Source organism: Collinsella sp. An7, assembly GCF_002159335.1.
In the GTDB taxonomy this organism is placed as follows: Bacteria; Actinomycetota; Coriobacteriia; order Coriobacteriales; family Coriobacteriaceae; genus Coprousia.
In genome coordinates, this window is record NZ_NFHP01000001.1 from 227,486 (window position 1) to 248,205 (window position 20,720).

The 20,720-nt window shown below is 67.4% G+C and carries 22 protein-coding genes; 13 read left to right on the forward strand and 9 right to left on the reverse strand.

What is annotated here, in order from left to right; translation table 11 throughout:
- Positions 1-24 precede the first annotated feature (24 nt).
- Both B5G20_RS00970 and B5G20_RS00975 read left to right on the forward strand, forming a co-directional pair.
- Positions 25-1,494 (forward strand): FtsX-like permease family protein, encoded by a 1,470-nt coding sequence (locus B5G20_RS00970; RefSeq protein WP_087354091.1) that lies wholly within the window; start codon positions 25-27, stop codon positions 1,492-1,494.
- Positions 1,495-1,505: 11 nt separating this feature from the next.
- Positions 1,506-2,177 carry an ATP-binding cassette domain-containing protein gene (locus B5G20_RS00975; protein ID WP_087354092.1) on the forward strand — a complete coding sequence of 224 codons (672 nt, stop codon included), beginning with the start codon at positions 1,506-1,508 and terminating at the stop codon, positions 2,175-2,177.
- A 168-nt stretch (positions 2,178-2,345) separates the two neighbouring features.
- On the opposite strand, the gene B5G20_RS00980 is transcribed toward B5G20_RS00975, so the two are convergent.
- From B5G20_RS00980 to B5G20_RS00990, 3 genes are read right to left on the reverse strand one after another with little or no spacing between them, the layout of a single operon-like run.
- A complete protein-coding gene (locus B5G20_RS00980; protein ID WP_087354095.1) occupies positions 2,346-2,861 on the reverse strand; it encodes a hypothetical protein in 516 nt (171 codons plus the stop codon).
- Entirely contained in the window at positions 2,858-3,991 is a 1,134-nt protein-coding gene (locus B5G20_RS00985) for a relaxase/mobilization nuclease domain-containing protein (RefSeq protein ID WP_158094352.1), read from the reverse strand. The genes B5G20_RS00980 and B5G20_RS00985 overlap by 4 nt, the downstream gene beginning before the upstream one ends.
- Positions 3,992-4,049: 58 nt before the next feature.
- Positions 4,050-4,481: a hypothetical protein gene (locus B5G20_RS00990; RefSeq protein WP_087354101.1), complete on the reverse strand. Its 432-nt coding sequence runs from the start codon at positions 4,479-4,481 to the stop codon at positions 4,050-4,052.
- Between the two features lie 535 nt (positions 4,482-5,016).
- On the opposite strand from B5G20_RS00990, the gene B5G20_RS00995 reads away from it, so the two are divergent.
- Together B5G20_RS00995 and B5G20_RS01000 are read left to right on the forward strand one after the other, a co-directional pair.
- Entirely contained in the window at positions 5,017-5,874 is an 858-nt protein-coding gene (locus B5G20_RS00995) for a helix-turn-helix domain-containing protein (protein WP_239286810.1), read from the forward strand.
- 78 nt (positions 5,875-5,952) lie between these two features.
- Entirely contained in the window at positions 5,953-7,329 is a 1,377-nt protein-coding gene (locus B5G20_RS01000; RefSeq protein ID WP_239286811.1) for an MFS transporter, read from the forward strand.
- 131 nt (positions 7,330-7,460) lie between these two features.
- On the opposite strand, the gene B5G20_RS01005 is transcribed toward B5G20_RS01000, so the two are convergent.
- Entirely contained in the window at positions 7,461-8,231 is a 771-nt protein-coding gene (locus tag B5G20_RS01005; RefSeq protein ID WP_087354107.1) for a hypothetical protein, read from the reverse strand.
- A 1-nt stretch (position 8,232) separates the two neighbouring features.
- The gene (locus B5G20_RS01010; protein WP_087354109.1) at positions 8,233-9,516 is read right to left on the reverse strand and encodes a hypothetical protein; all 1,284 of its coding nucleotides are present in this window, start codon (positions 9,514-9,516) and stop codon (positions 8,233-8,235) included.
- A 241-nt stretch (positions 9,517-9,757) separates the two neighbouring features.
- Between B5G20_RS01010 and B5G20_RS01015 the strand changes: the two genes are divergently transcribed.
- The 3 genes from B5G20_RS01015 to B5G20_RS01025 all read left to right on the forward strand — a co-directional run bounded on the left by B5G20_RS01015 (position 9,758) and on the right by B5G20_RS01025 (position 13,864).
- A complete protein-coding gene (locus B5G20_RS01015; protein ID WP_143750185.1) occupies positions 9,758-9,949 on the forward strand; it encodes a hypothetical protein in 192 nt (63 codons plus the stop codon).
- A 373-nt stretch (positions 9,950-10,322) separates the two neighbouring features.
- Complete coding sequence (locus B5G20_RS01020) at positions 10,323-12,047, forward strand: AAA family ATPase (protein WP_087354116.1); 1,725 nt, start codon at positions 10,323-10,325, stop codon at positions 12,045-12,047.
- The gene (locus B5G20_RS01025) at positions 12,047-13,864 is read left to right on the forward strand and encodes an ATP-dependent helicase (protein ID WP_087354119.1); all 1,818 of its coding nucleotides are present in this window, start codon (positions 12,047-12,049) and stop codon (positions 13,862-13,864) included. The genes B5G20_RS01020 and B5G20_RS01025 overlap by 1 nt, the downstream gene beginning before the upstream one ends.
- Positions 13,865-13,889: 25 nt before the next feature.
- On the opposite strand, the gene B5G20_RS01030 is transcribed toward B5G20_RS01025, so the two are convergent.
- From B5G20_RS01030 to B5G20_RS01045, 4 genes are all read right to left on the reverse strand, one after another.
- Entirely contained in the window at positions 13,890-15,035 is a 1,146-nt protein-coding gene (locus tag B5G20_RS01030) for an Abi family protein (protein WP_087354123.1), read from the reverse strand.
- A gap of 221 nt (positions 15,036-15,256) precedes the next feature.
- Complete coding sequence (locus tag B5G20_RS01035; protein ID WP_087354126.1) at positions 15,257-15,625, reverse strand: hypothetical protein; 369 nt, start codon at positions 15,623-15,625, stop codon at positions 15,257-15,259.
- Between the two features lies 1 nt (position 15,626).
- The gene (locus B5G20_RS01040) at positions 15,627-16,700 is read right to left on the reverse strand and encodes a site-specific integrase (protein ID WP_087354129.1); all 1,074 of its coding nucleotides are present in this window, start codon (positions 16,698-16,700) and stop codon (positions 15,627-15,629) included.
- The gene (locus tag B5G20_RS01045; RefSeq protein WP_006720085.1) at positions 16,681-16,884 is read right to left on the reverse strand and encodes a hypothetical protein; all 204 of its coding nucleotides are present in this window, start codon (positions 16,882-16,884) and stop codon (positions 16,681-16,683) included. Before B5G20_RS01045 ends, B5G20_RS01040 begins: the two co-directional genes overlap by 20 nt.
- A 152-nt stretch (positions 16,885-17,036) precedes the next feature.
- Between B5G20_RS01045 and B5G20_RS01050 the strand changes: the two genes are divergently transcribed.
- The 6 genes from B5G20_RS01050 to B5G20_RS01075 all read left to right on the forward strand — a co-directional run bounded on the left by B5G20_RS01050 (position 17,037) and on the right by B5G20_RS01075 (position 20,685).
- Positions 17,037-17,465 (forward strand): helix-turn-helix transcriptional regulator, encoded by a 429-nt coding sequence (locus B5G20_RS01050; protein ID WP_087354131.1) that lies wholly within the window; start codon positions 17,037-17,039, stop codon positions 17,463-17,465.
- A 742-nt stretch (positions 17,466-18,207) separates the two neighbouring features.
- A complete protein-coding gene (locus tag B5G20_RS01055) occupies positions 18,208-19,032 on the forward strand; it encodes a ParA family protein (RefSeq protein ID WP_087354134.1) in 825 nt (274 codons plus the stop codon).
- A complete protein-coding gene (locus B5G20_RS01060) occupies positions 18,986-19,393 on the forward strand; it encodes a ParB/RepB/Spo0J family partition protein (protein WP_087354137.1) in 408 nt (135 codons plus the stop codon). The genes B5G20_RS01055 and B5G20_RS01060 overlap by 47 nt, the downstream gene beginning before the upstream one ends.
- A gap of 36 nt (positions 19,394-19,429) precedes the next feature.
- Positions 19,430-19,735 (forward strand): zinc ribbon domain-containing protein, encoded by a 306-nt coding sequence (locus B5G20_RS01065; RefSeq protein WP_087354141.1) that lies wholly within the window; start codon positions 19,430-19,432, stop codon positions 19,733-19,735.
- Between the two features lie 9 nt (positions 19,736-19,744).
- Positions 19,745-20,032, forward strand: coding sequence for a TipAS antibiotic-recognition domain-containing protein (locus tag B5G20_RS01070; protein WP_158094355.1), 288 nt, complete (start codon positions 19,745-19,747; stop codon positions 20,030-20,032).
- A gap of 377 nt (positions 20,033-20,409) precedes the next feature.
- Positions 20,410-20,685 (forward strand): metal-sensing transcriptional repressor, encoded by a 276-nt coding sequence (locus B5G20_RS01075; RefSeq protein WP_087216948.1) that lies wholly within the window; start codon positions 20,410-20,412, stop codon positions 20,683-20,685.
- The last annotated feature ends 35 nt before the right edge of the window (positions 20,686-20,720 follow it).

Consider the following 20,720-nt stretch of genomic DNA (forward strand, 5'->3'; position numbering starts at 1 on the left):
CGAACCCGACGGAAAGGTGGCACCATGCCGTTTCCCAGACGCGCGCTCCTCTACCTCGCGCGCAAGAGGGGCAAGACCCTCACGCTACTCGCACTGCTCTTCGTCGTCGCAGCCCTCGCCCTCACGAGCTGGTCGATTCGCGGCGCCGCCCAGACGGCGCAGCTGAACGTCCGGCAGGCGCTCGGCGGCACGTTCACCGTAGAGCCCGACTCCTCCAACATGTCCAACTGGGGCAGCTCGAGCGTGGGCTCGGGCTCGCAGATAACGTTCCAGGGCGACCCGCTCACGGCCGACTTCGTGAGCGAGGTCGTGGAGGGGGTCGACGGCGTGCGCGGAGGCTCCGGCAGCGTGTCCAACGTCCTCATCCCCGAGACCACGGACGGCTCGGCGGCGCTCGAGCTCGTGGAGGGCGCCGACGGGGACTCCTCGCTCGCCGCGGCCTACGCGGGCGACGACTTCGGGCGCACGGTGCAGTTCTACGCCGTGAGCGACAGCGCCTTCGACTCCTACTTCGCCAACGGCTACCTGCGCCTCGTCGAGGGCGACCCCGTCACCGAGGACTCCGGCGACGGGGTGCTTGTGAGTCGGGACTTCGCCGAGAGGAACGGACTTGCCGTCGGCGACGAGTTCAGCGTGCGCCGCGCGACCGTCCACGCGCAGATGGCGGGCATCGACGTGGAGGACACCCGCACGCAGGTTAGGGTGGCCGGCATCTTCGAGCCCACGGCCAAGTCCCAGGCCGACCTCGCCAGCTGGTCCATGGACAACGCCATCTTCGGCACCATCTCCACGCTCGACCACGCCCGCGAGGGCACCGCCGAGCAGGGCTACGACCGCGTGACCTTCCAGGTCGACGACCCCGCCGAGCTGGATCGCATCGTGAGGGAGGTGGAGGGGCTCGACGCCCTCGCGGGCAAGGGCTACCGCGTCTCGGCGGACACCTCCGACGTGGACGCCGTGAGCGCCCCGCTCGAGAACATGGACCGCCTCGTGACCGCGCTCGCCGCCGCGGCGGTGGCCGTGGGCGCCGTGGTCCTCTACCTCGTGCTCTCCGGCCGCGTCCGCGACCGTCTGCACGAGAGCGGCGTGCTGCTCTCGCTCGGCCTCACGCGGGCATCGGTGGTGGGGCAGTACCTCTGCGAGGTGCTGCTCGTGGCCGCGGTCGCCTTCGCCCTCGCCGTGCCGGCGAGCTCGCTCGCGGCGCGCACGATGGGGGGCGCCCTGCTCGGCTCGGCGTCCGAGAGCGTCCAGACGGGCGGCGGCGACGGAGGGGTCAGCACCGCAGACGGCGTGTCCACCGTCTCGGGCGACCCCTTCGCCCCGACCTTCGAGGTCGACGGCGCCTCGTTCACCGACATCGAGGTCGAGGTGGGCCCCGAGTCCGTCGCGGCGCTCTTCGGCGTGGGGCTCGCCGTCTCGGCCGCCGCGGTGCTGCTCGCGAGCCTGCCGCTCAGGCGCATGGGCCCCCGAGAGATCCTGTCCACGCTCAGCTAAGGAGAAAGACCATGGAGAAGAACCCTGCGACCCGCGGGGGCGGCGCCCCCGCGCTCGAGCTGCGCGACGTGACCTACGCCTACGCCTCGCGCCCGCGGCTCAAGATACTGAACGGCGTCAGCGCCTCGTTCGAGGAGGGGGTGATGTACGCGGTCGTGGGCCCGTCGGGCTGCGGCAAGTCCACGCTGCTCTCGCTCCTGGGCGGCCTCGACGTGCCCGTGTCCGGCGAGGTCGCGGCTGCCGGCGCGCCGCTCGGGCGGGGCGGGCTCGCCCGGCACCGACGCGAGAACGTCGCCTTCGTGTTCCAGGGCTACAACCTCGTCGACTACCTGACGCCCGCGGAGAACGTGGCGCTCGCCACGCGCCTGCCCGCGCTGCCGCTCCTCGAGAAGGTGGGGATCTCCGCCGAGGACGCGCGGCGCAGCGTGCTCGCGCTCTCGGGCGGCCAGCAGCAGCGCGTGGCCATCGCCCGGGCGCTGGGCAGCGACGCGCGGGCGCTGCTGTGCGACGAGCCCACGGGTAGCCTCGACGAGGACACCGCGGAGGAGATCGCGGACCTGCTCGTGCGGGCCGCCCACGAGGAGGGGCGCTGCGTGGTCGCGGTCACGCACTCGCGCGACCTCGCCCGCCGCGCGGACCGGGTGCTCCGCCTCAAGCGCGGAAGGCTCGTCCGCGAGCGGTAGAGCGACTGCAGCCCAGGCAAAGAGCGTCGGATGCCGTCTCAAGTATGGGAGGAGCCGCCCAACCGATCAATCCCCACGGACGGCCCCTCCCACCAGCCAATCATACCGTGGCGCAGGCGCGTTCACTACATCCAGCGAAATACTGCGCGGAACAGCCAGCGCGCCGCCCTAAGCAAGATCCTCATAGTCCTCCTCCCCGAGCGCCTCGGCGGCGAGCGCCGCGGCGTCCCTCATCTCGGGCGTCACCCCCATGGCGGCGCACCGCTCCTCCAGGGGCGCGGACGGGTTCGCCCGCTCGAGGAGCGCGTCGACCTTGAGGACCCTGCCGATGGCGCTCCCGCCCCCGTGCTCGAGCCACTTGCGGTCCGCCGCCTCGAGGAGCCTGTCGTCGACGAAGCCGTCGCCGAGCCTCCACCATGCCGCCCTCCCGTCGCGGATCACCGCCTCCGCAGAGGAGAGCTCCTCGGCGCTCGCGGCGAGGAGGCGCCACCAGCGCCGCCGCACCGCCACCGGCGCGGTCCCGTCCCCCGCGGCGCCCATCTCGTAGCGGTCCGCCTCGATCCACAGCCCGTCGGGCTCGAGCGACAGCCTGGTCTCGGTTGCGATGCACGCATCCGCATGTCCCGGAGGCTGCACCTCGAACACGCTGTGGGGCTTGTCGCGGTAGACGATCTCGACGATCAACGCTGCCTCCTCCCTTCGTCTCGATTCCGCTCGGGGTCCCTGCCCCGTGTCGTCTGCCGGCACGGGGCGCCCGCCTCGCCCCCGCCGCGGGCGGGGCTCCTCCGCGACCGCTCTGACCTCTGGGGGAGGAGGCCCTTCTCGGCGGCGAACTCGCGGGCGCGCCTGAGCGCCTCCGCCTCCCCGTAGCGCCCCGCCCTCTCCGCGGCGGCGGCCATGCCGTCGAGCGCCGCCAGGCTGCGCGCCCTGCGCCTCCATATGGTGGAGGCGGCGTCGGCGAGCCGGTCGAGCTCCGCGCGGCCGCCCACGGCGACCGCCTCCCTCGCCGCGCGGATCGCCGCGCCGCGGTCGATGGGAGGGGCTCCGCCGATGACGGCGGCGCAGACGGACGCCCTTCCGTAGTCGAGGCCGAGGCGCTCCCCGCGGATGCGCCGCGAGGGGCTGTCGGCGAGGGAGTACACCCAGTCCCTCCTGGGCCCTCTCCTGGCGGCGTCGGCGAGCTCGACCCCCATGGCCGCGAGGAGCGAGCGGTACTCCGCAGGGGATGCGGCGAGGGCCCTCGCGACGTCGGCCCTCGCCCGGATGTCGGCGACCCACGACCTCTCTCCCCGCGCCTCCGCCGCGCGCTCGCCGCGGCTCCGTCTGGCCCGCGCCGTGGGCCGGGCGAGGGGCTCGTTCGAGAGGTGGGGGAGGCCGCGCTCCGCCTCGAGCCGCTGGAAGGAGCGATTGAGCTCGAGGGGGTCGGGGACCTGGAGCCGCCTCCCCGTCTCGAGCGAGGTGTTGTTGACCACGACGTGCGCGTGGGGGATGCGCCCCCCGTTGTCGTCGTGGTAGACGATGGCGACCTGGTGGTCGGGGAAGTGCTCCGACGCCCACTCGACGGCGAGCCCCCTCAGGGTGGCAAGGTCGACGCGGGAGCCGGGGTCGGGGGAGAGGACGTAGTGCTTCCACGTCCTCGCGGCCCGCCCGCGCCACGCCCTCCCGTTTCCGGCGGCCTCCCTCACCGAGTCCATCTCCGCGGCCCAGTCGCAGGCGCCGTAGCGCGGGAGATCGCCCTCCCAGCCCTCTATGGGCGCCCCGATGTTCAGGAAGTCGCGGGCGAGCGCCCTGCCGTCCCTCTCGAGGTAGCGCATGACCCCGCGGGCCCCGGTGTGCCCGCTTATCGCTTTGACGATTCCCATCCGTCACCCCCTACAGGAAGAGGGCGGGGCGACCGGTGAGCGTCGCCATGTCGGATCGCATGCCCCGGGCGGCGGCCTCGGTCTCCTCGAGGAGCGCGGCCGCCCGCTCGACCGCCTCCAGCATGTCCGTGAAGTCGCGGTCCCCGTGGCGTATGCGGAGCGCGACGGTGTTGAGCGCGTGGATGCCCTGGTTGTAGTGGACGCCCCACTTCCTCAGCTCCCTGGCCATGCGCAGGGCGCACCCGGTGTCGAGCAGGATGGGGCGGGACGCCGCGACCGCCCTCGCCGCGTCGTCGGGCTCCGCCGCGGCGAGGCGCACGAGGGAACGGACGAGGTCGGAGAGGCTGATGCTGAGCGCGTCGGCGACCTCTTGTGCCCCCGTCTTGTCCTCGGGGGCGATGCGGACGAAGAGCCTCTCGGGATACCGTTCCACGTCGCTCACGCCCCTTCGTTCTCGACGGCGGCCGGCGCAGCCGACCCCTGAGGGGAGCGGGGGATCCCCCGCAGCCCAGCCGGCGCGCCCGCGGGGCGCGGCTGCCGGCGGGGCTCCCGCGGGTCCGGGCGAGCGCCCGGCTCGGTGCCCGGGCGGGCGCCGAGGGAGGGCCGCGGGCCGCTGTTCCTGGCGCTGTGCGCACGGAACAGGCTACTTGCTAACCCAGTGGCTAACGTCCCTCCCTGGCTTTCGATTTCAGCTGTCGCGTCGTGGGTGTGCCGCGCGCATCACGGCGCGGCGGGCGTCCTCCTTCATGGCGTTCTCCTTAGCGTCAGGTCGCCCCGGCCCATCCGGGGCGTTTGCGCGGGTCGGATCCGCGTGGCGACAGTCTACCATCGCGCGGGTGTGGCCGCGACCGCCCGTTCATCAAAATCTCGCACAATCCGACCCGCACAAGCGAGGACTGCGCTACTGTGTTGCCCCATGCTCTTCATCTCGGAAGGACGGTGACCCCATGGGCTGGATCGAGGGTCTCAACGACGCGATGGACTACATAGAGAGGAACCTCGAGGGGGACCTCGACGTCGCCTGCGCGGCGCGCCTCGCCGCCTGCACAGAGGGGCAGTTCCGCAGGATGTTCTCCTACGTCGCAGGCATCGGTCTCGGGGAGTACGTGCGCCGCCGCCGCATCTCCTGCGCGGCCCTCGACCTCTCGAGGGGCGAGCGCGTTGTGGACGTCGCGGTGCGGTACGGCTACGGGTCGCCGACGGCGTTCACCCGCGCGTTCCGGGACGCCCTCGGCGTCTCGCCCAGCGAGGCGAAGCGCCCCGGCGCCCGCCTCTCCCTCTTCCCGCGGCTCTCGTTCTCCCTCACCGTCACGGGCGCCGAGCCCCTGTCGTGGAGGGTCGTCCCGCGGGGCGGCATGCGCCTCGTCGGGGTGTCCCTCCCGTGCGGGCCGTCCGAGGCGGGCGTCCTCGCCCAGATGGGCGACGAGGGGAGGAGGGAGCTCGGGAGGTTCTGGGGAGGTGCCTCGCGCTCCGGGAGCATCGAGGCCCTGCTCGCCCTCGCCGACGGCTCGGGTCCCGAGGGGGTCCTCGGGGTCAACGTGTCCGAGGGCGGGGAGTCGAGCTACCGGATAGCGGTGGCGTCCTCGGGGGAGGCTCCCGGCTGGGCGGATGAGATCCACGTTCCTGCCGGCACGTGGGCCGTGTTCGACTGCACCGGGCCGTGCGACGTCGCGACCGCCGAGCACTACCGCAGGATCTTCTCCGAGTGGCTCCCGTCCTCGGGCTACGAGCTCGCCGGGGACGTCAGCCTCGAGGTGTACCCGCGCGGCGACTTCTCGTCGAGAGGGTACCGCAGCGAGATCTGGATGCCCGTGGCGAGGAGGCCCAAGGGGTGATCCGTCCTTCCTTTTGTCCGACGCGGGGGATGCCCCGCGGCGCCCGCGCGGGCGGGCGCTGAGGAGAGAGGAAGAAACATGCAGGAAAAACCGATGGCCGCTCCCGTGCCAGGGGCGGTCGGTAAGTCGACCGTGGTGGGCCTCATGCTCGCCCTGTTCGTCGCGGCGCTCGACTCGACCGTGGTGGCCACCGCCATGCCGACGGTCGCCGCGGCGCTCGGAGGGGAGGCCCACTACGCCTGGCCGATGACCGCCTACCTCGTGGCGAGCACCGTGTCCACCCTCCTGTGCGGCGGGCTGGCGTTCTCGTTCGGCCTCAGGAGGGTGTACGTGGCAGGGCTCGCGCTCTTCGCCGCTTCGTCCGTCCTGTGCGCCCTCGCGCCGACGATAGAGGCGCTGGCGGCGTTCCGCCTGCTCCAGGGCGTTGGTGGCGGCGTGCTCGAGGCAGGTGTGTTCATCGCCGCGGCGATGATGCTCGCGCCGAGGGACAGGGGGCCGTATCTCGGGGCGGCTTCGGCCATGTACGGGATCGCGAGTGTCGTGGGACCCGTCATCGGCGGTGCCGTCGCCCAGGGGCTTTCCTGGCACGTCATCTTCGTCGTCAACCTCCCCATCTCGATCGTCGCCCTGCTCCTGTCGGGGCGCTGCCTGCCCGGCAGGGCTCCCGGGGCCCCTGCGGTTGGCTTCGACGTCTCGGGGAGCGTCGTCGCCTCGCTGTGCGTCCTGAGCCTCGTCCTCGCCTTCAGCCTGGCGGGCAGCGCCTTCCCCATGGCCTCGCCGCAGTTCGCGGCCCTCGTCGCGCTGTTCCTCGTCTTCGCGGCCGCGCTCGCCCGCGTGGAGAGGGGCAAGGTCGCCCCGACCGTGCCCACGGGCCTGTTCCGACGCGGGCAGGTCGTGGCGGGGTTCGCCTCCGGCTTCTGCGTCCAGTTCGCCCTCATGGCGGGCGTGACCTACCTGCCGCGGCTCCTCCAGGAGGGGCTGGGCATGGCCGCGGCCTCGTCCGGCGCGGTTCTCATCCCCATGACGCTCGCCCTCATGGTCGGCAGCAACACATCCGGCGCGGCGTTCCGCGCGACCGAGCGGCTCCGCGCCATCGCAGCGGTGTCGTCCGTCGTCGTCCTCTCAGCGGCGGCAGCGTTCTCAGTGATGTCCCCGATGCTGGCGGTCGCCTCCTGCGCCGCCGTCGCGGCGGCGCTGGGCCTCGGCGTCGGCATCGGCATGCCCGTGTCCAACCTCGCCGCCCAGACGGGCGCCGACCCGGCCGACGCCGGGCGCGCCACCTCCATGGCCATGTTCTTCAGAGGCTTCGGCGGCACCGTCTCGACTGCGGCGTGCGGCATGCTCGCCCCCGCCGCGACCGCTGCGGGCACGTCGGCGGTGTTCGGCGCGGTGTGCGTGGCGGCCGTCGCCGGCCTGGTCGCGTCGCGGTTCATCCCGAGGGAGATCGCCTCGTAGGCGCGGCCTCTTCTAGGCTCTTTCGCAATCGGGATGGGGATGCAAGGGGGCGGGCCCCCTTGCCCGGGGCCGGGGCGGGGAGCCCCGGTCGCCGAGGGCGGCCCGGCGTCGCCGCCGGGCCATCCCCCCTGTCAGGACGTCATGCCCGACACCTCCTCGGCCTCCTCGGCGTCCCCGCACCACGGCCCGAGGTCGGAGCACTCTCCCGCGAGCGGGCAGCCGCCGCACGCCGGGAACGGCCCCGGGGGCCATGCTCCCGCCGCCAGCCATCCCGGAGCGTCGAATAGCGACGCCTGAGCGCCCCGGCGTCCCGTCCGCCCGCGCCCTCGGAAGCTCTCGTTCGAGTAGAGGCAGCCCCCGTCGGCGACCCAGCGCCCGAACGTGAGGACGCGCGCGTCCCCGGACATGAGCAGGAAGCGCGAGCCCTGTGCGGTTGCCTCGACGATGCGTCGCTGGGCCGCGCCCGAGAGGCCGCCGCGCATCCCCTTGAGCGGGGCGAGGACGTTGCGGGCGTACGCCATGCTGTCGGACACGTCCGGCGAGGTGTCGAGCCCGGCCAGCGTCCCGTTGTGCATGAACCCCGCGGCGGCGCTGGCGGATTCCGCGCGCATGGCCCTGTAGTCCTTGCACACGGCGAACGGGTGACAGCACCCGGGCTTGACCCTTCCGTGCGTAGCGATGCGGAAGTGCAGGGCGACGGGGAGCCCCCGCGCGTCGCGCGGGAGCTCGCTTGAGAGCGCCGACTCGAGGTCGCCCCACCCCATGAACCCCTTTCGGAGCTGGACGCGGCCCCTCTCGGGCCACATGAAGCCCGCGCCGTCCGGGTTCTCCTCGAAGCAGCGGCGCAGGGTGTCGGTCGAGGGCATTGTCGCGCCCTCCGGCTTGTAGACGATGATGCACATGCTAGGCTCCCATCGCGGTCGCGGTGCCCGACGGCGGGGCGGCGTTGGCGAGCCCCCTGTCGGCGAGGTACGCCGCCAGCTCGCCCGCCCCATCCGGGCACCTCTCCAGTATTTCGTCGCACAGCGCGTACCACGTGAGCCGGTCGAGCTGGCCGGGGGTGAGCTCCCTCACCACGGCGCACATCCCCGCGACGAGCGCGAACGTCGCGAACAGCGTCTCCGGCCTGAGCGTCCCCCGGAACATTCTCAGCTCGATGGTCGCCTCGTTCTGGATGTTCACCGCCTGATAGCGGTCGTGGCGGGCCGTCCTGTGGACGAGGCGCGCGGTCTCTATCCACCCATCGTTGCCCACCGGTGCGTCCGGGCGCCTCGCCCATCGGTTCAGCTGCTCGCGCCTCCTCCGGCTGAAAATCGCGAGCGGTTCGAACAGCCGGTCGACGAGGGCGAGCATCTTGTACTCGGCGAGCGCCTGCGCGGTCGGGCTCTGTCCGAAGTACGCCCGGCTCACGTGCACGTGCAGGCCGCACGTCCTCGTGTCGTGGCTCCTCATGCCCGCGGCCTCGGCCGTCCTGCATATCGAGCGCCAGAGCTCCTTGCCCTCCGGCGACAGGAGCACGGTCGGGCTCACCGGGTGCGTGACGAGTTCGGCACCGTCCTCGAGGCTCGAGTCCCGCTTGAAGTAGAGGTAGTCGCTCCCTGCGAGCGCGAGGATGCCCCTCGCCGCCCGTTCCGGCGAGCCCCCGTCCATCTCCAGTTCGATTCCCAATGCGAGCGCGTTCGCTTCCTCCCCCTCGGCACGATGGAATATCGGCTCCGGCTTGTACGAGTAGGGGTGGATGAGCCTGCTCCCTCGTCTCGCGGCGCACCTCCGGCAGAGGCGCTCGTCCGCGTCTTCTCCCTCTTCGAGGTCGTCTGCGGGGAAGTACTCCCCGCACTCCGAGCACGCATCCCAGTCGTCCCAGCACGACGAGCAGATGGTCCTGCCGTAGGCGTCCACGAGGAAGTCGGTCGAGGACCGCTCGTGCAGCTCTCCGCACTCGCGGCAGGTGTAGCAGAGGCGTTCGGCGCACTCGCGGCAGAGGGTCCGGCCCGACGACGGGCGGCGCGCGTCCGCCGCCGGCACGGTCGCGCCGCACTCGTCGCAGCGCGTGTAGAGGCGCTGCGCGCACTCCGGGCAGACCCCCTCGATGCCGTCCTCCTGAGGCGTGTAGTCGCCGCCGCAGTGACGACAGAAGTGGAAAAGGGGCTCGATGTCGGATGGGGGCGTGAATCTTCTCCTTGGCATAGTTTCCTCCTTCCCGCCGCGCTTGGCGGCGGTCCCGCGCCCGGCGCGCTGCCGGGCGCATGTCCTTTGCGGTCGTATGCTGCTGTCAAGGTGCGCGTCCCCTCGGCGGGGTAGAATGCTGGGAACAGGAGTTTGGCGGCGGCCTCGGAAGGGGGACGAGATGGGCGTCTTCGAGCATTTCAGGGAGCATCCCGGCGACCGTCCCTACCGGCGCTGTCCCGCGTGCGGCGGGGAGCTCCGCATGTTCCGGTACTCCCGCCGCCCGGGGGAGATTGCGTTCTACTGCCCGGGGTGCGACTGGAACGCTTCGGTCACCGACGTGGACGAGGCGAGGGGCGTTCCCTCCGGCGGGCCCCTGCGGTACCTCGACGGGGACGCGCTCGTGACGCTCGGGGCCCGCTTCGGCCTCGTGGAGAACACGGCCGACCTCTAGGCTCTCCCTCATCGTCCTCACGCTCCTTCCGTAACCGGCTATGCCTCGTTAGCTGCCGACCGCCCGGAGCGGGAGCGGAGGGCGCGCGGGATCCCGCGCGCCGCAAGGGGGGAAGCGAAGGCGGAGCCGCTGGTTTTCCGGCAGGGAGGCGCCGCCGACCGGTTGTTTCGGGCGAGCTTCGCCGGCACCGCTCTGAGCGGGGGCGGCCGAGCTCGAAAGAAGCCGGAAAAGCATCGCGGCCCTTGCGGGGAAAGCGGGGCCCGTGACAGGCTGCGCGCACGAGGAATAACCGGCATCCGCCGGATTCGGCTCAGCACAACAAGCAACGTGTCAGACTGATGGAAGCTACGGAACCATAAAGGTCGGAGGCCACATGAGGATTGTCGAATTGAAGATCGAGAACTACCGGAACCTCGATGGCGTGTCGATAAAGTTTGACGAGGACGTAAACTATATCGTCGGGGAGAACAACCTCGGCAAATCGAACGTGCTCGACCTGCTCAATACAATCTTCAATCAAGCAATGCTCAGCGAAGAGGATTTCGCTGACGTCGGAAAGCGGTCAGGGGCTGTAGTCACTCTAAAGATGGACGAGGACGAGCTCGGAACGACGGGGCTCGACGTCGACCCCATGACCGGAGACACCATTACCGTGCGCGCCTTTGCCGACGACCCGGATTCCCGAATAGAATTCGAACTCGAGGGAAGCGGGGAAAAGATCCCTCCTTCACTGATGAGGTCCGTTCACATGTTCAGGTATTCGACGGCATCATTCAACAGGGGAGACCTGGCGTTTGACGGTACCCGAGGTGTCGGTAAGGTTCTCACCAAGGGCATCGCGCTTTATCTTGAAAAAGAGGGTAAGGGAGTTTCCGACTTTCTCGACGAAGAGGAGCTTGAGGGTCTTGCTACAGAGCTCAATGCAATCGTCGACGACGTCCCCATCTTGTCGTCGTATGGGGTGAAGACGGGCGTCGATGCGTCGGATGGCGGATCGCTTGGAAGCTTGGTTACCTTGCTGGATAAAAGAGGCGTCCATTTCAAAAAGGCGGGGGTAGGCCTGCAGTACCTCGCCATCGCCTCTCTCTCGATAGTCGAGAGCATTATGCGCCTCTCGCCAACACGCCTTTCAGAGAGCCTCTGCTTGGGTGCCAACGGCAAGCTTGTGCTGCATGCCGTGCTGGCATACGACGAGCCCGAGGCCCACCTCCACCCGTATATGCAGAGGCGACTCTCGAAGAGCCTGCACAGGATTTGCGAGGGGAAGGACAACAAGTTCAACGCCCTTCTTAAGGCCTATTTCGGAATCGATTCAATCAGGGCCCAGCTCATAATGGTGACGCATTCCCCAAACATTCTGGCTCGCGGCTACAAGAACATCGTGCGATTTGGACAGGGCGAAGGTTCCCCGACGGTCAAGTGCGGAACGGAGATCACCTTGCCCAGAAAGGCGGAAAAGCACCTCATGTTGGGCTTTGATTCGATACGGGAGGCCTTTTTCGCCCGGTCTGTCCTGGCCTTTGAAGGGGAGGCGGAGTCCGGCGCCATTCCGGTCTTCGCGCGCAGCCTTGGGATGGATTTGGACGATTGTGGAGTTGTGGCAATCAGGGCCGGAGGGAAAGAAAACGTGGGACCGCTCTGCGAGCTTCTAGATGAGTTTGAGATACCAAACTATTCCATTGTCGACAGAGACGACGGGGAGCCAATCGCTTCAGGAGATCACATAACGACAACGGATTGGGATTTCGAGTCCGAGGTCATCGACGCTCTCTTCGCCAAAGGCAGCCAGAGTACGTTCATAACATTCCTCGAATCAGAAGAGCGCCGGAAGAGGGCCGTGGTTATCAAAGGTAACAGCAGAGCTCTGAAAAAGGCATGTGCGACTTACAACGTAAGCCTAATGGATTCTGAGTACGATTTTCAGGGAGAGGAGTTCGAGGGGGAGTTCGCGGACACGCCCAGATCGCGAGCTCTCATGTATGCCTGGCTCTCGTCGAACAAAGGCGTCAGATTTGACGTTGCCCTGGCGGAGGCGCTCGGTGTCGACGGCATTCCCGCATGCTATGAGAACATCATTCGCAGGGCGGCGGGACTCTGATGCCGGGGAGCCAAGGCGACTTGAGGGATAGCGTTAGGGTCGTAATCGAGGGGCGCTGCGGTGGGGACGAATCGCAGCTCTTGGCGATCCTCACGCGATCGAGGAGGGTCTTCGTGGAAGCGCCGGCGGGCTATGGGAAGACGACGGCGATGACCGGACGGGCATGCTGGCTGCTGGCATCCGGTGAAGTCCCACCACCAAAAAGGGTCATGGCCCTGACCTTTAGCGTCGCCGCGGCGCGGAGGATGCGAGCGGACATGAGCGCCGCTTTGTCGGCGCTTCCCGGTCCCGCGGCACGGCGCTTCGAGGGCAGAGTCATGACAACCAACTTCCACGGCCTCGCATGGGCTCTGCTGCGAAGGTACTGGAGATCGCTCTCTCTGCCAGCCTGCGTCGACGAGCTTTCCATGCTTGATGACAACGGTTCCGTCGGCGAGCTGATTTCGCGAGGCGGCGGCATGACTTACGATGAAAAGAATGTCGTCGACAGCTTTCTCAGCTCCATGAGACGCGGTCGAGACGAAGACTTGAGGCGCTTGATTTGCCCCTTTAATAAAGTCATCAGGGATAGATTCGTGCCGAATGGCATCTTGCCATACTCCGCGATGATCTCCCTTGCAATCGAATTGCTTGCCCTCTGTCCGAAGCTGAGGTCCTATCTGTCGGCAGCTTATCCTGTCGTGCTTGTCGACGAGGCGCAGGACACAAATGCCCTGTGCTATATCTTCCTAAACGGTCTGCTTTCAGAAGAGTCGGGAATCTGCATGTTCGGCGATCCCATCCAGCGCGTCTACGGCTTTATTGGCGCGATGACGGGACTAAAGGAAAAGGCATCTACCGACCTACGCCTCTTGCCGCTTGAACTCGAGCATAACCATAGGTTTTCCGAAGGATCTATCATCGGAGAGCTCGGTGCCGCGATTCGCTCCAACATGAAGGGAGGCCCTGTCGGCGGAACACCCCGACTGCCCGTCCTCATCAGCTCCACGCAGCAAGGCGAAGCGGCTGCCATCGTTTCCAAAGTCGCAGAGCTTGCGCAAGGCGAGGGAGGGAGAACCGCAATTCTCGTTCGCAAACGCGGCCCCCTTGCCGACCTCATCATGGACGGGCTAGACGAAGAGGGCGTCTCGTACTTCAACGGACTCTTCTCGGATACAAGCTCGGAATTCATGGCGTTCAACGCGCTTGCCCTCTCCAAGATTGCCGATGCAGCACCTGGTGAAAAAGGCGTCAGTCGGTCCGCTGCGAACAGAATCATCGAGTCCGTTTCCGAAGAGCTCCTTTCCGGCTCCAAGGGATTCGAGTACGGGCGGTCCTACGCCATGCTTCTCGGAGCGTTGAGGAAACACCTTGCGGCAGATTGCGCGGCGATGAGCCCTTCGGAGCGGCGCGACTATATCTTGAGCATCTTCTCCGAGGGCTCCCTGCGGCGCTTCTCGGATTACCTCGATGCCGGCGTCTCGATGATGACCGTTCATTCCGCCAAGGGGCTCGAGTGGGACAGCGTTTTCATCCCGGGCGTCACGCGTTTAGATTGGCCCGGAGGAATGTGCATTCAGTGCGACAGGGCTGGTATGTGCTCACGTTCCGCGCAAAGTTGCCGGATTGTCGATATGAGGAGAATGCCAGACGGGCTTATCGAAGAAATCGGCCTGCTGTACGTCGGCGTCACTCGCGCTCGAAAGGCGGTGTACGTCTCCGCCTCGATGCAACGCAGGACAAAATCCGGGGACTATCAGCCCACCTGTCCCTCTTGTCTGATGTCTCTTCCGGGTATTGCGCCTGTGAGCTGGGCGGCGATGGATGCGGAGAGCTGACTTCTGATGCTACGAGGCGTGTCCGCTATGGGAGCGAGAGCCGGCCGGCCGCCCTGTCCATGACCTCGCTGAGCATGGCTAGGCCGTTCTTCAGCTCGCCCTGCTTGGAGAAGTAGTCCCTGTGCGCCGTGAATCGCCTGCGCAGGGCTCGGAGCTTCTCCGCGGCGTCCCCTCTCGCGTCCTCGCTCTTGACCAGGTGCATGTAGCAGAGGGCGAGGGCGGTGAAGTCGTGGATGATGGGCGCCCTCTTGGTGAGCGACACGAGCTCGCGGTCGATTCCCAGCTCCTCGACCGCCATCCTCGAGATGGAGCCGACAGGCTTCCTCAGCTTCGAGCTGAGCGTGCTGAGCATGTTCCCGTTGTGGGCGGCGGCGTTCCTCAGCGCCTTCGTCGGGAAGAGCAGGCCCTTTACCTCCTCCTCGTCCTTCATCGCTCGCCGCTCGAAGACGTAGTACTTGTAGAGCGAGATGACGCCCCCGAAGGACGCGAGCTCGAGGTAGCTCCAGACCGCCATGTGCCCGGGGTCCCCGTACTTCTCGACGAGCCCACGGGTGTAGGAGGACCCGCCCAGCCCGGCAAGGCTCCTCTCGGTGTGGTCGGGGTCTATCCCGCCGAGCGCGTCCGATGCCAGGTGCAGCAGGGAGGCGAGGGCGGAGATGACGGATCTGGCGTCCGATGTCGCCAGGTCTCCGGACAGGCTTCTGACCACCGGGGCCTTCGACCGAATGGAGCAAAGGTCGACCCTCTTCTCGAGCACCCTGACCTTCCTCTCGCGCTCGGAGTCGAAGAAGGACGCCATGAGCTCGTAGGGGTCGTCTCCCGCGTCCATGATCATCCTGTTGAGCTCGACCTTCATGTAGTGCTCGATGTCGAGCGTGAGGGAGAGGACCGTCTCGCGGAGGTGGTGGTCGAGCCTCGTGAGCTCGGCGAGGTGGGCGAAATCGAGGTTGATGTAGGAGCCGAAGCGCTCCGAGCCGGGGTTGGTGTAGCGGGAGAAGCACTTCGCGAACGCCTTCACCTTGAAGAAGAAGTTGCTCTCCCGCAGGAATCGCTCGGCCTCCCGCTCGTCCGTCAGCTCGAAGCGGACCCCTCGCTCCTTGAGGTGGCGGACCTGCTGGGCGGCGTCGATGAGCGGCCGTTCCTTTGTTGTCGCGGTGCCGGGATCTTCCATATCGGCTCCAAAAGATAAGAAAAATGCGGCTGAAGGTACAGGTACCCGCAGCCGCTAAAAGCCCTAGGGCTTTTCACAATGACTGAAGTATACCCGATTGAGGCGAACGGGGGAAGCGCTCGGGAAGTGTGGGCCATCCATCGGAAGGGCTCCATAATCTCGGCACAGAGGGTCTGCGCGCGGCGGAGGCGCTGGCGTCGACTGGGGCGGGGAACGTGTCCTCACCTCCGGGACATGCCGAAGATGAGGGCGTCCTCCCGCTCGACGTCCGAGGGCTCCGCCTCGCCGCGCATGGCGGAGAACTCCCGCGCGAGGAAGTCGACCGTCCAGGCGAGCCCCTCGTCGACCTCGTCGGCGGACCGTATGCGCCTGAGCTCCCGGTACACGCGCGCCATCTCGTCCCGGAGCATCTTGTAGACGCGCACGTCGGGCTTGACGACGACCTCCTCCTCGAGGGCTCGCTTGTAAAGGTAGTCCTGCTTGGTCATGCCCGAGGCGCGCGCCATGAGGTCGATGCGCCTCGCCTGCTCGGGCGTGACGCGGAAGCCGATGGTGACGCTCCTCTCGCGGGCGGAGTTGGGGCAGGGCATGTCAGTTCTCCCTTCTCGCCCCGTCCAGGGCGCGGGCCATGTCGGCCTGGACGCTGGGGAACAGGTGGGCGTAGCGGTAGGTGATGTCGGCCGCCTCGTGGCCCATGCGGTCCGCGATGGCGAGCGCGGTGAAGCCCATGTCGATGAGCAGCGACACGTGGCTGTGCCTGAGGTCGTGGATGCGGATGGGCTCGAGGCCGGCCGCCTTGCTCCCGCGCGCCATCTCGTGGCTGAGGAAGTACTTGGTCACGGGGAAGATCCGCTCGTCGGGGTCGAGGCCGCGCCCGGAGAGGAACGCCTCCATCTCCTCCGCGTAGAAGTGCGGCATGGCGATGACGCGCTTCGACTTCGGGGTCTTCGGGTCGGTGAGGACGTCCTGCCCGTCGATGCGCTGGTAGGACTCCGCGACGGTGAGGGTCCCCCGCTCGAAGTCGAACCTCCGCGGCTTCAGGGCGAGCAGCTCCCCCTCGCGCACGCCGCACCAGTAGAGCGTCTCGAAGGCGTGGAAGGAGAGCGGCTTGTCCATGATCTCGTCCGAGAACCTGAGGTACTGGTCCTTGGTCCAGAACCTCATCTCGCCGGCGGACTTCGAGCCCATGGATTCGGCCCTGCGGCACGGGTTCGACGAGAGGCCGTAGAAGCGCACGGCGTGGTTGAAGAGTGCGCAGAGCTGGTTGTTGACGGTCTTGAGGTAGGTCGCGGAGAACCCGCCCCCGCTCGGCTTCTCGAGGGCCATCAGCTCGTTCTGCCACCTCACGATGTCGACCGGGGCGATCTGGTTCATGCGCTTCTCGCCCAGGTAGGGGAGGATGCGCTTCGTGATGATGGACTCCTTGGTCTTCCAGGTGTTCAGGCGCAGGCGCGGCCCCATGTCCTTCTTGTAGAGCTCGAGGAAGTCGACGAGCTTCATGTCCATGTCGCCCGCCTGCACGGCGTAGAAGTCGCGCTCCCACGAGAGCGCCTCGGGCTTGGTCTTGAAGCCCCGCTTCACCTTGTGGGCGCGCTTGCCGTCGTAGGTCTTGTACCAGGCCTGGACGTACCAGGTGCCGTTCCGCTTATCCCTTGTCACCGACATCGGAATCCCCCTCGCCCTCGAACAGGCGCTTCTCGAAGTACGCGCGGCTGACCCGCCCGGGCACGGTGATGCACCCCCGCTCCTCCATCTCCTTGTTGAGCCGGCGGATGAGCTTGTAGGCGTAGGCGCGCGACATGCCGAGGGCCTCGGCGACCTCGTCCGCGCCGATGGTTCTGCTCTCCATCTCTCTCCAATCTCGCGACAGCACGAAAACGTGCTGTCAGTTCGGATACTAGCAGCACGAAATCGAACGGTCAACATGACAATCCTTCATATCCTGATGCGTTATCCTGAGATAAGCAGGTACACCAGATATACGAGAGAGACAGGGGAGACATGGCGGACGGCAGCAGGATACGCGAGCTCCGGACGAGGCGCGGCCTCCTGCAGCGCGAGCTCGCCGAGATGGCTGGCGTGACCGAGTCCGCGGTGCGCAACTACGAGCTCGGGCTCAGGACGCCCCGGCCGCAGCACCTGGAGGCCCTCGCGAGGGCGCTCGGGGTCGCCCCCGCCGCGCTCGCCGACTACGGGGTCGAGACGGCGCGCGACGCGATCGAGGTCCTGTTCCGGCTCGAGGAGAGCTTCGGCGCGAGGCCCGAGGCGGACGCAGACGGCGCGCGGGTCGCCGTGGACCCCGCGGCGCCCGGCGCCCAGAAGCTCGACGCGGCGGTCAGGGCGTGGGCCGCGATGCGCGCGAGGCGGGACTCCGGGGAGATCTCCGAGGAGGAGTACCTCGACTGGAAGCGCGGGTTCACCGGAAGGTAGATTTCGGCGGTTAAAGGGGCATTCTTTGCCGGAACGCGAGCAGATGCCCCCTTAACGAAGTTTTTTCGACGGCTGGGTGCGCGATCGGTCCCGCGGCGCCGGCTTGACCCCCCCTTTTGATAAAATCCCTAATGGGCGTTTCCTTGTGGTGTCGGCTTTTTTGCATATTTCTGCCTGGAAGCCCCCGGCCGATAGAACGGCGTTGAGTTCAATTTGAGTTCAACTCGGAGATGCGAAATGCGGTTCATTTCGGTTAATTGGAAGACGACGGTACACCACGTAGACGAACGGTGATGAGAGTGCACATTTTGATTACTGAGTGGGAATAGGAGAATATGGATAACACAGGGAAAGAAACGGCAGGTAGATAGCCTGTTTTCATCTCGACACACGGCGCGGTGATGACAAAACGATGCCGCGCGTCCGATTGCGTCTCATATGTATCAGGGGGAGCCCCGGCGAGCGGTCGCCGGGGCTCCTTTGTTTTTGCGCGACCGAGGAGGCTAGATCGATGGGGCGTATGGAGAGAGCGCGCCGGGCGGCAGGGCCGTCGGCGACCCCTCGCGTGCGGTTGGCGCGGCAGAGGCGCCGCGCGCCCCCTCTGCCGGGGGAACGGGCGGTGCGGACGGCGAGGGGATGCGCCCGTTCCCCGCTGCACCGGGCGGTCGGGGGCCTCGGCCTCCTCGCTCGGAGGGCGTTGCCGTATCTGAGTCCAAAGACAATCGGAAGGAGCATGGGAACCATGTGCCCGTGCAAGGTCCTGGCGATAGCGAACCAGAAGGGAGGGACGGGCAAGACCACGACGGCGGCGAGCCTGGGCGTCGCCCTCGCGATGCGCGGCAGGCGCGTCCTGCTCGTCGACGCGGACCCGCAGGGGGACCTCACCACATCGCTCGGGTGGAACCCGGACGAGCTCGAGGTGACGCTCGCCACCCATCTCGAGCGAGCGGTCCTCGACGAGCCGTTCCCCTGCCGCGCGGGCATCCTGAGCCATGCGGTGGGCGTGGACCTGATGCCCGCCAACATCGAGCTTTCGGGGACGGAGGTGGCGCTCGTGAACGCCATGAGCCGCGAGCACGCCATGCGCTCGTGGCTCGACCGTGCGAAGCGCGGGTACGACTTCGCGATCATCGACTGCCCGCCGTCGCTCGGGATGATGACCATCAACGCGCTCACGGCGGCGGACGGGGTGGTCGTCCCGGTGCAGGCCCAGTACCTCCCGGCGAAGGGGATGACCCAGCTCGTCAAGACCGTGGGCCGCGTGCGGAGGCACATCAACCCAGGCCTGCGCATCGAAGGAATCGTGCTCACGCTCGTCGACGCGCGCACCAACCTCGCCCGCCAGGTCGAGAGGAGCATCCGGGGCTCGTACGGGGAGGCCCTGCGCGTGTACGAGGCAACCGTCCCCGTCGCCGTAAAGGCCGCCGAGAGCAGCGCGCACGGGAAGAGCGTGTTCGCCTACGACGCCTCGGGAAAGGTCGCGTGGGCCTACGCACGCCTCGCGAGGGAGGTGAGCGGGGTTGGCCCGAAGTCGAGAGATTCCCATCAGCCTCTCGTCGGTCGATGACCTGTTCACCACGCAGGAGGAGCGGGACGAGGCGGCGCGCGAGAAGGTCTCCGAGCTCCCCCTCGGCGCCATAGACCCGTTCCCCGACCATCCGTTCCGGGTTCGCGGCGACGAGGAGATGGCCGACCTGGCCTCCAGCGTCGCCGAGCGCGGCGTGCTCACGCCCGTCGTGGTGCGCACGAAGGGGGACGGCCGATACGAGCTCGTGAGCGGCCACCGCCGCAAGCGCGCGGCGGAGCTCGCGGGGCTCTCGGAGGTTCCCGCCATAATACGGAATATGAGCGAGGACGAGGCGGTCGTCGCCATGGTGGACGCGAACATGCAGCGGGAGCTGGTGCTCCCGAGCGAGAAGGCGGCGTAGGGGTGTAAACGGAATCGGGGTAGATTCAGATTCAGCATGATGTTCACCGCTCCCGGTCAGCACGGTCATGAGGCGGACGGTTCCGAGGCCGAGGATTTCTGTCGCTGGTGCTACGAGAACGGTGTCTACACGTACGAGATCTCGATGGATGAGATGATCGAAGACTGCGCGCCGCGCATGGCCGAGGTGATGGGTTGGACTGTGGACGAGGCGGCGTCGCTTCTGGGCGCGGTGCTGTCGACGCTTCGCCGCTGGCGTGAGGTCGCCGAGAACGAGAAGGCCTACGGCGAGGAGACCCGCGCGGCCTACGGCGACGAGGTGGTGGATGCCTCAAACAAGTAATACCTGGAGGTGGGCGAGGCGGCGCACCTGCAGGCAGAAGAGCTGGCGGTCGCCATCAACGAGCAGCTGCGCCGTGCGATGGAGGCGGGCGACCCGGCGGGCTCCGAGGCACGAAAACTCGTGGCGATGCGCGCCCGCTGGCTGCGCATGTACTGGCCGGAGGGTACCTACACACCCGAGGCGCACAAGGGTCTGGCGGACGGCTATGTTGCCGACGAGCGGTTCCAAGCCTATTACGGAAAGGTTGCGCCGGGGGCGGCGCAGTTCCTGCGCGACGCGATCCGTGCGTGCGCGTGATCGTCTTGCGTGGCTGTCTTTAGGGTTGCCTGTATCAGTACATGTGGGAAACGGTTAGTATCTGATCACACTTTGAGCGATCGCCGCAGATGAGCTCGTCGCGGGCCTTGCCACGATGGCGGTGCGCTTCCCGCTGCGCGGGTTGAAGCAACAGGATTGGCTGGTAAACGTTCCGCTCTACGTCGTCAACGCCTTTCCGGGCATCCTCGAATGTGAATGCTCCACCTATCGGGTATAGGCGGGACATGGCGTGTGTTCAGGGTCGTCAAAAGGGGGCCGTAGCAGGACGAAGACCATCTGCGATGCGCTGTCCGGCCCGGCGCGCTATGATGGCGGAAAGGTTTTGGTAATCGCGCGCGGCGCGGAGAGGGGATGCGATGAGGCAGTGCATGGATGCGGCGAACCTTCACAGGCGTCTGCACAAGATCATCGGCCAGGTGCAGGCCATCGATCGCATGATTGACGAAGACGTGCCGTGCGAGGACATCCTCTCGCAAATCAACGCAGCGAAGAGCGCCCTGCACCGATGCGGCCAGGTTGTGCTCGAGGGGCACATCCAACACTGTGTGCGCGACGGTATCGAGCACGGGGACGCGGACAAGACCGTTGCCGACTTCACCAAGGCCGTCGAGCGTTTCGCCAACATGATTTAGTACCTCAGCTGAAAAAAGAACTTCGGCTTGACTCC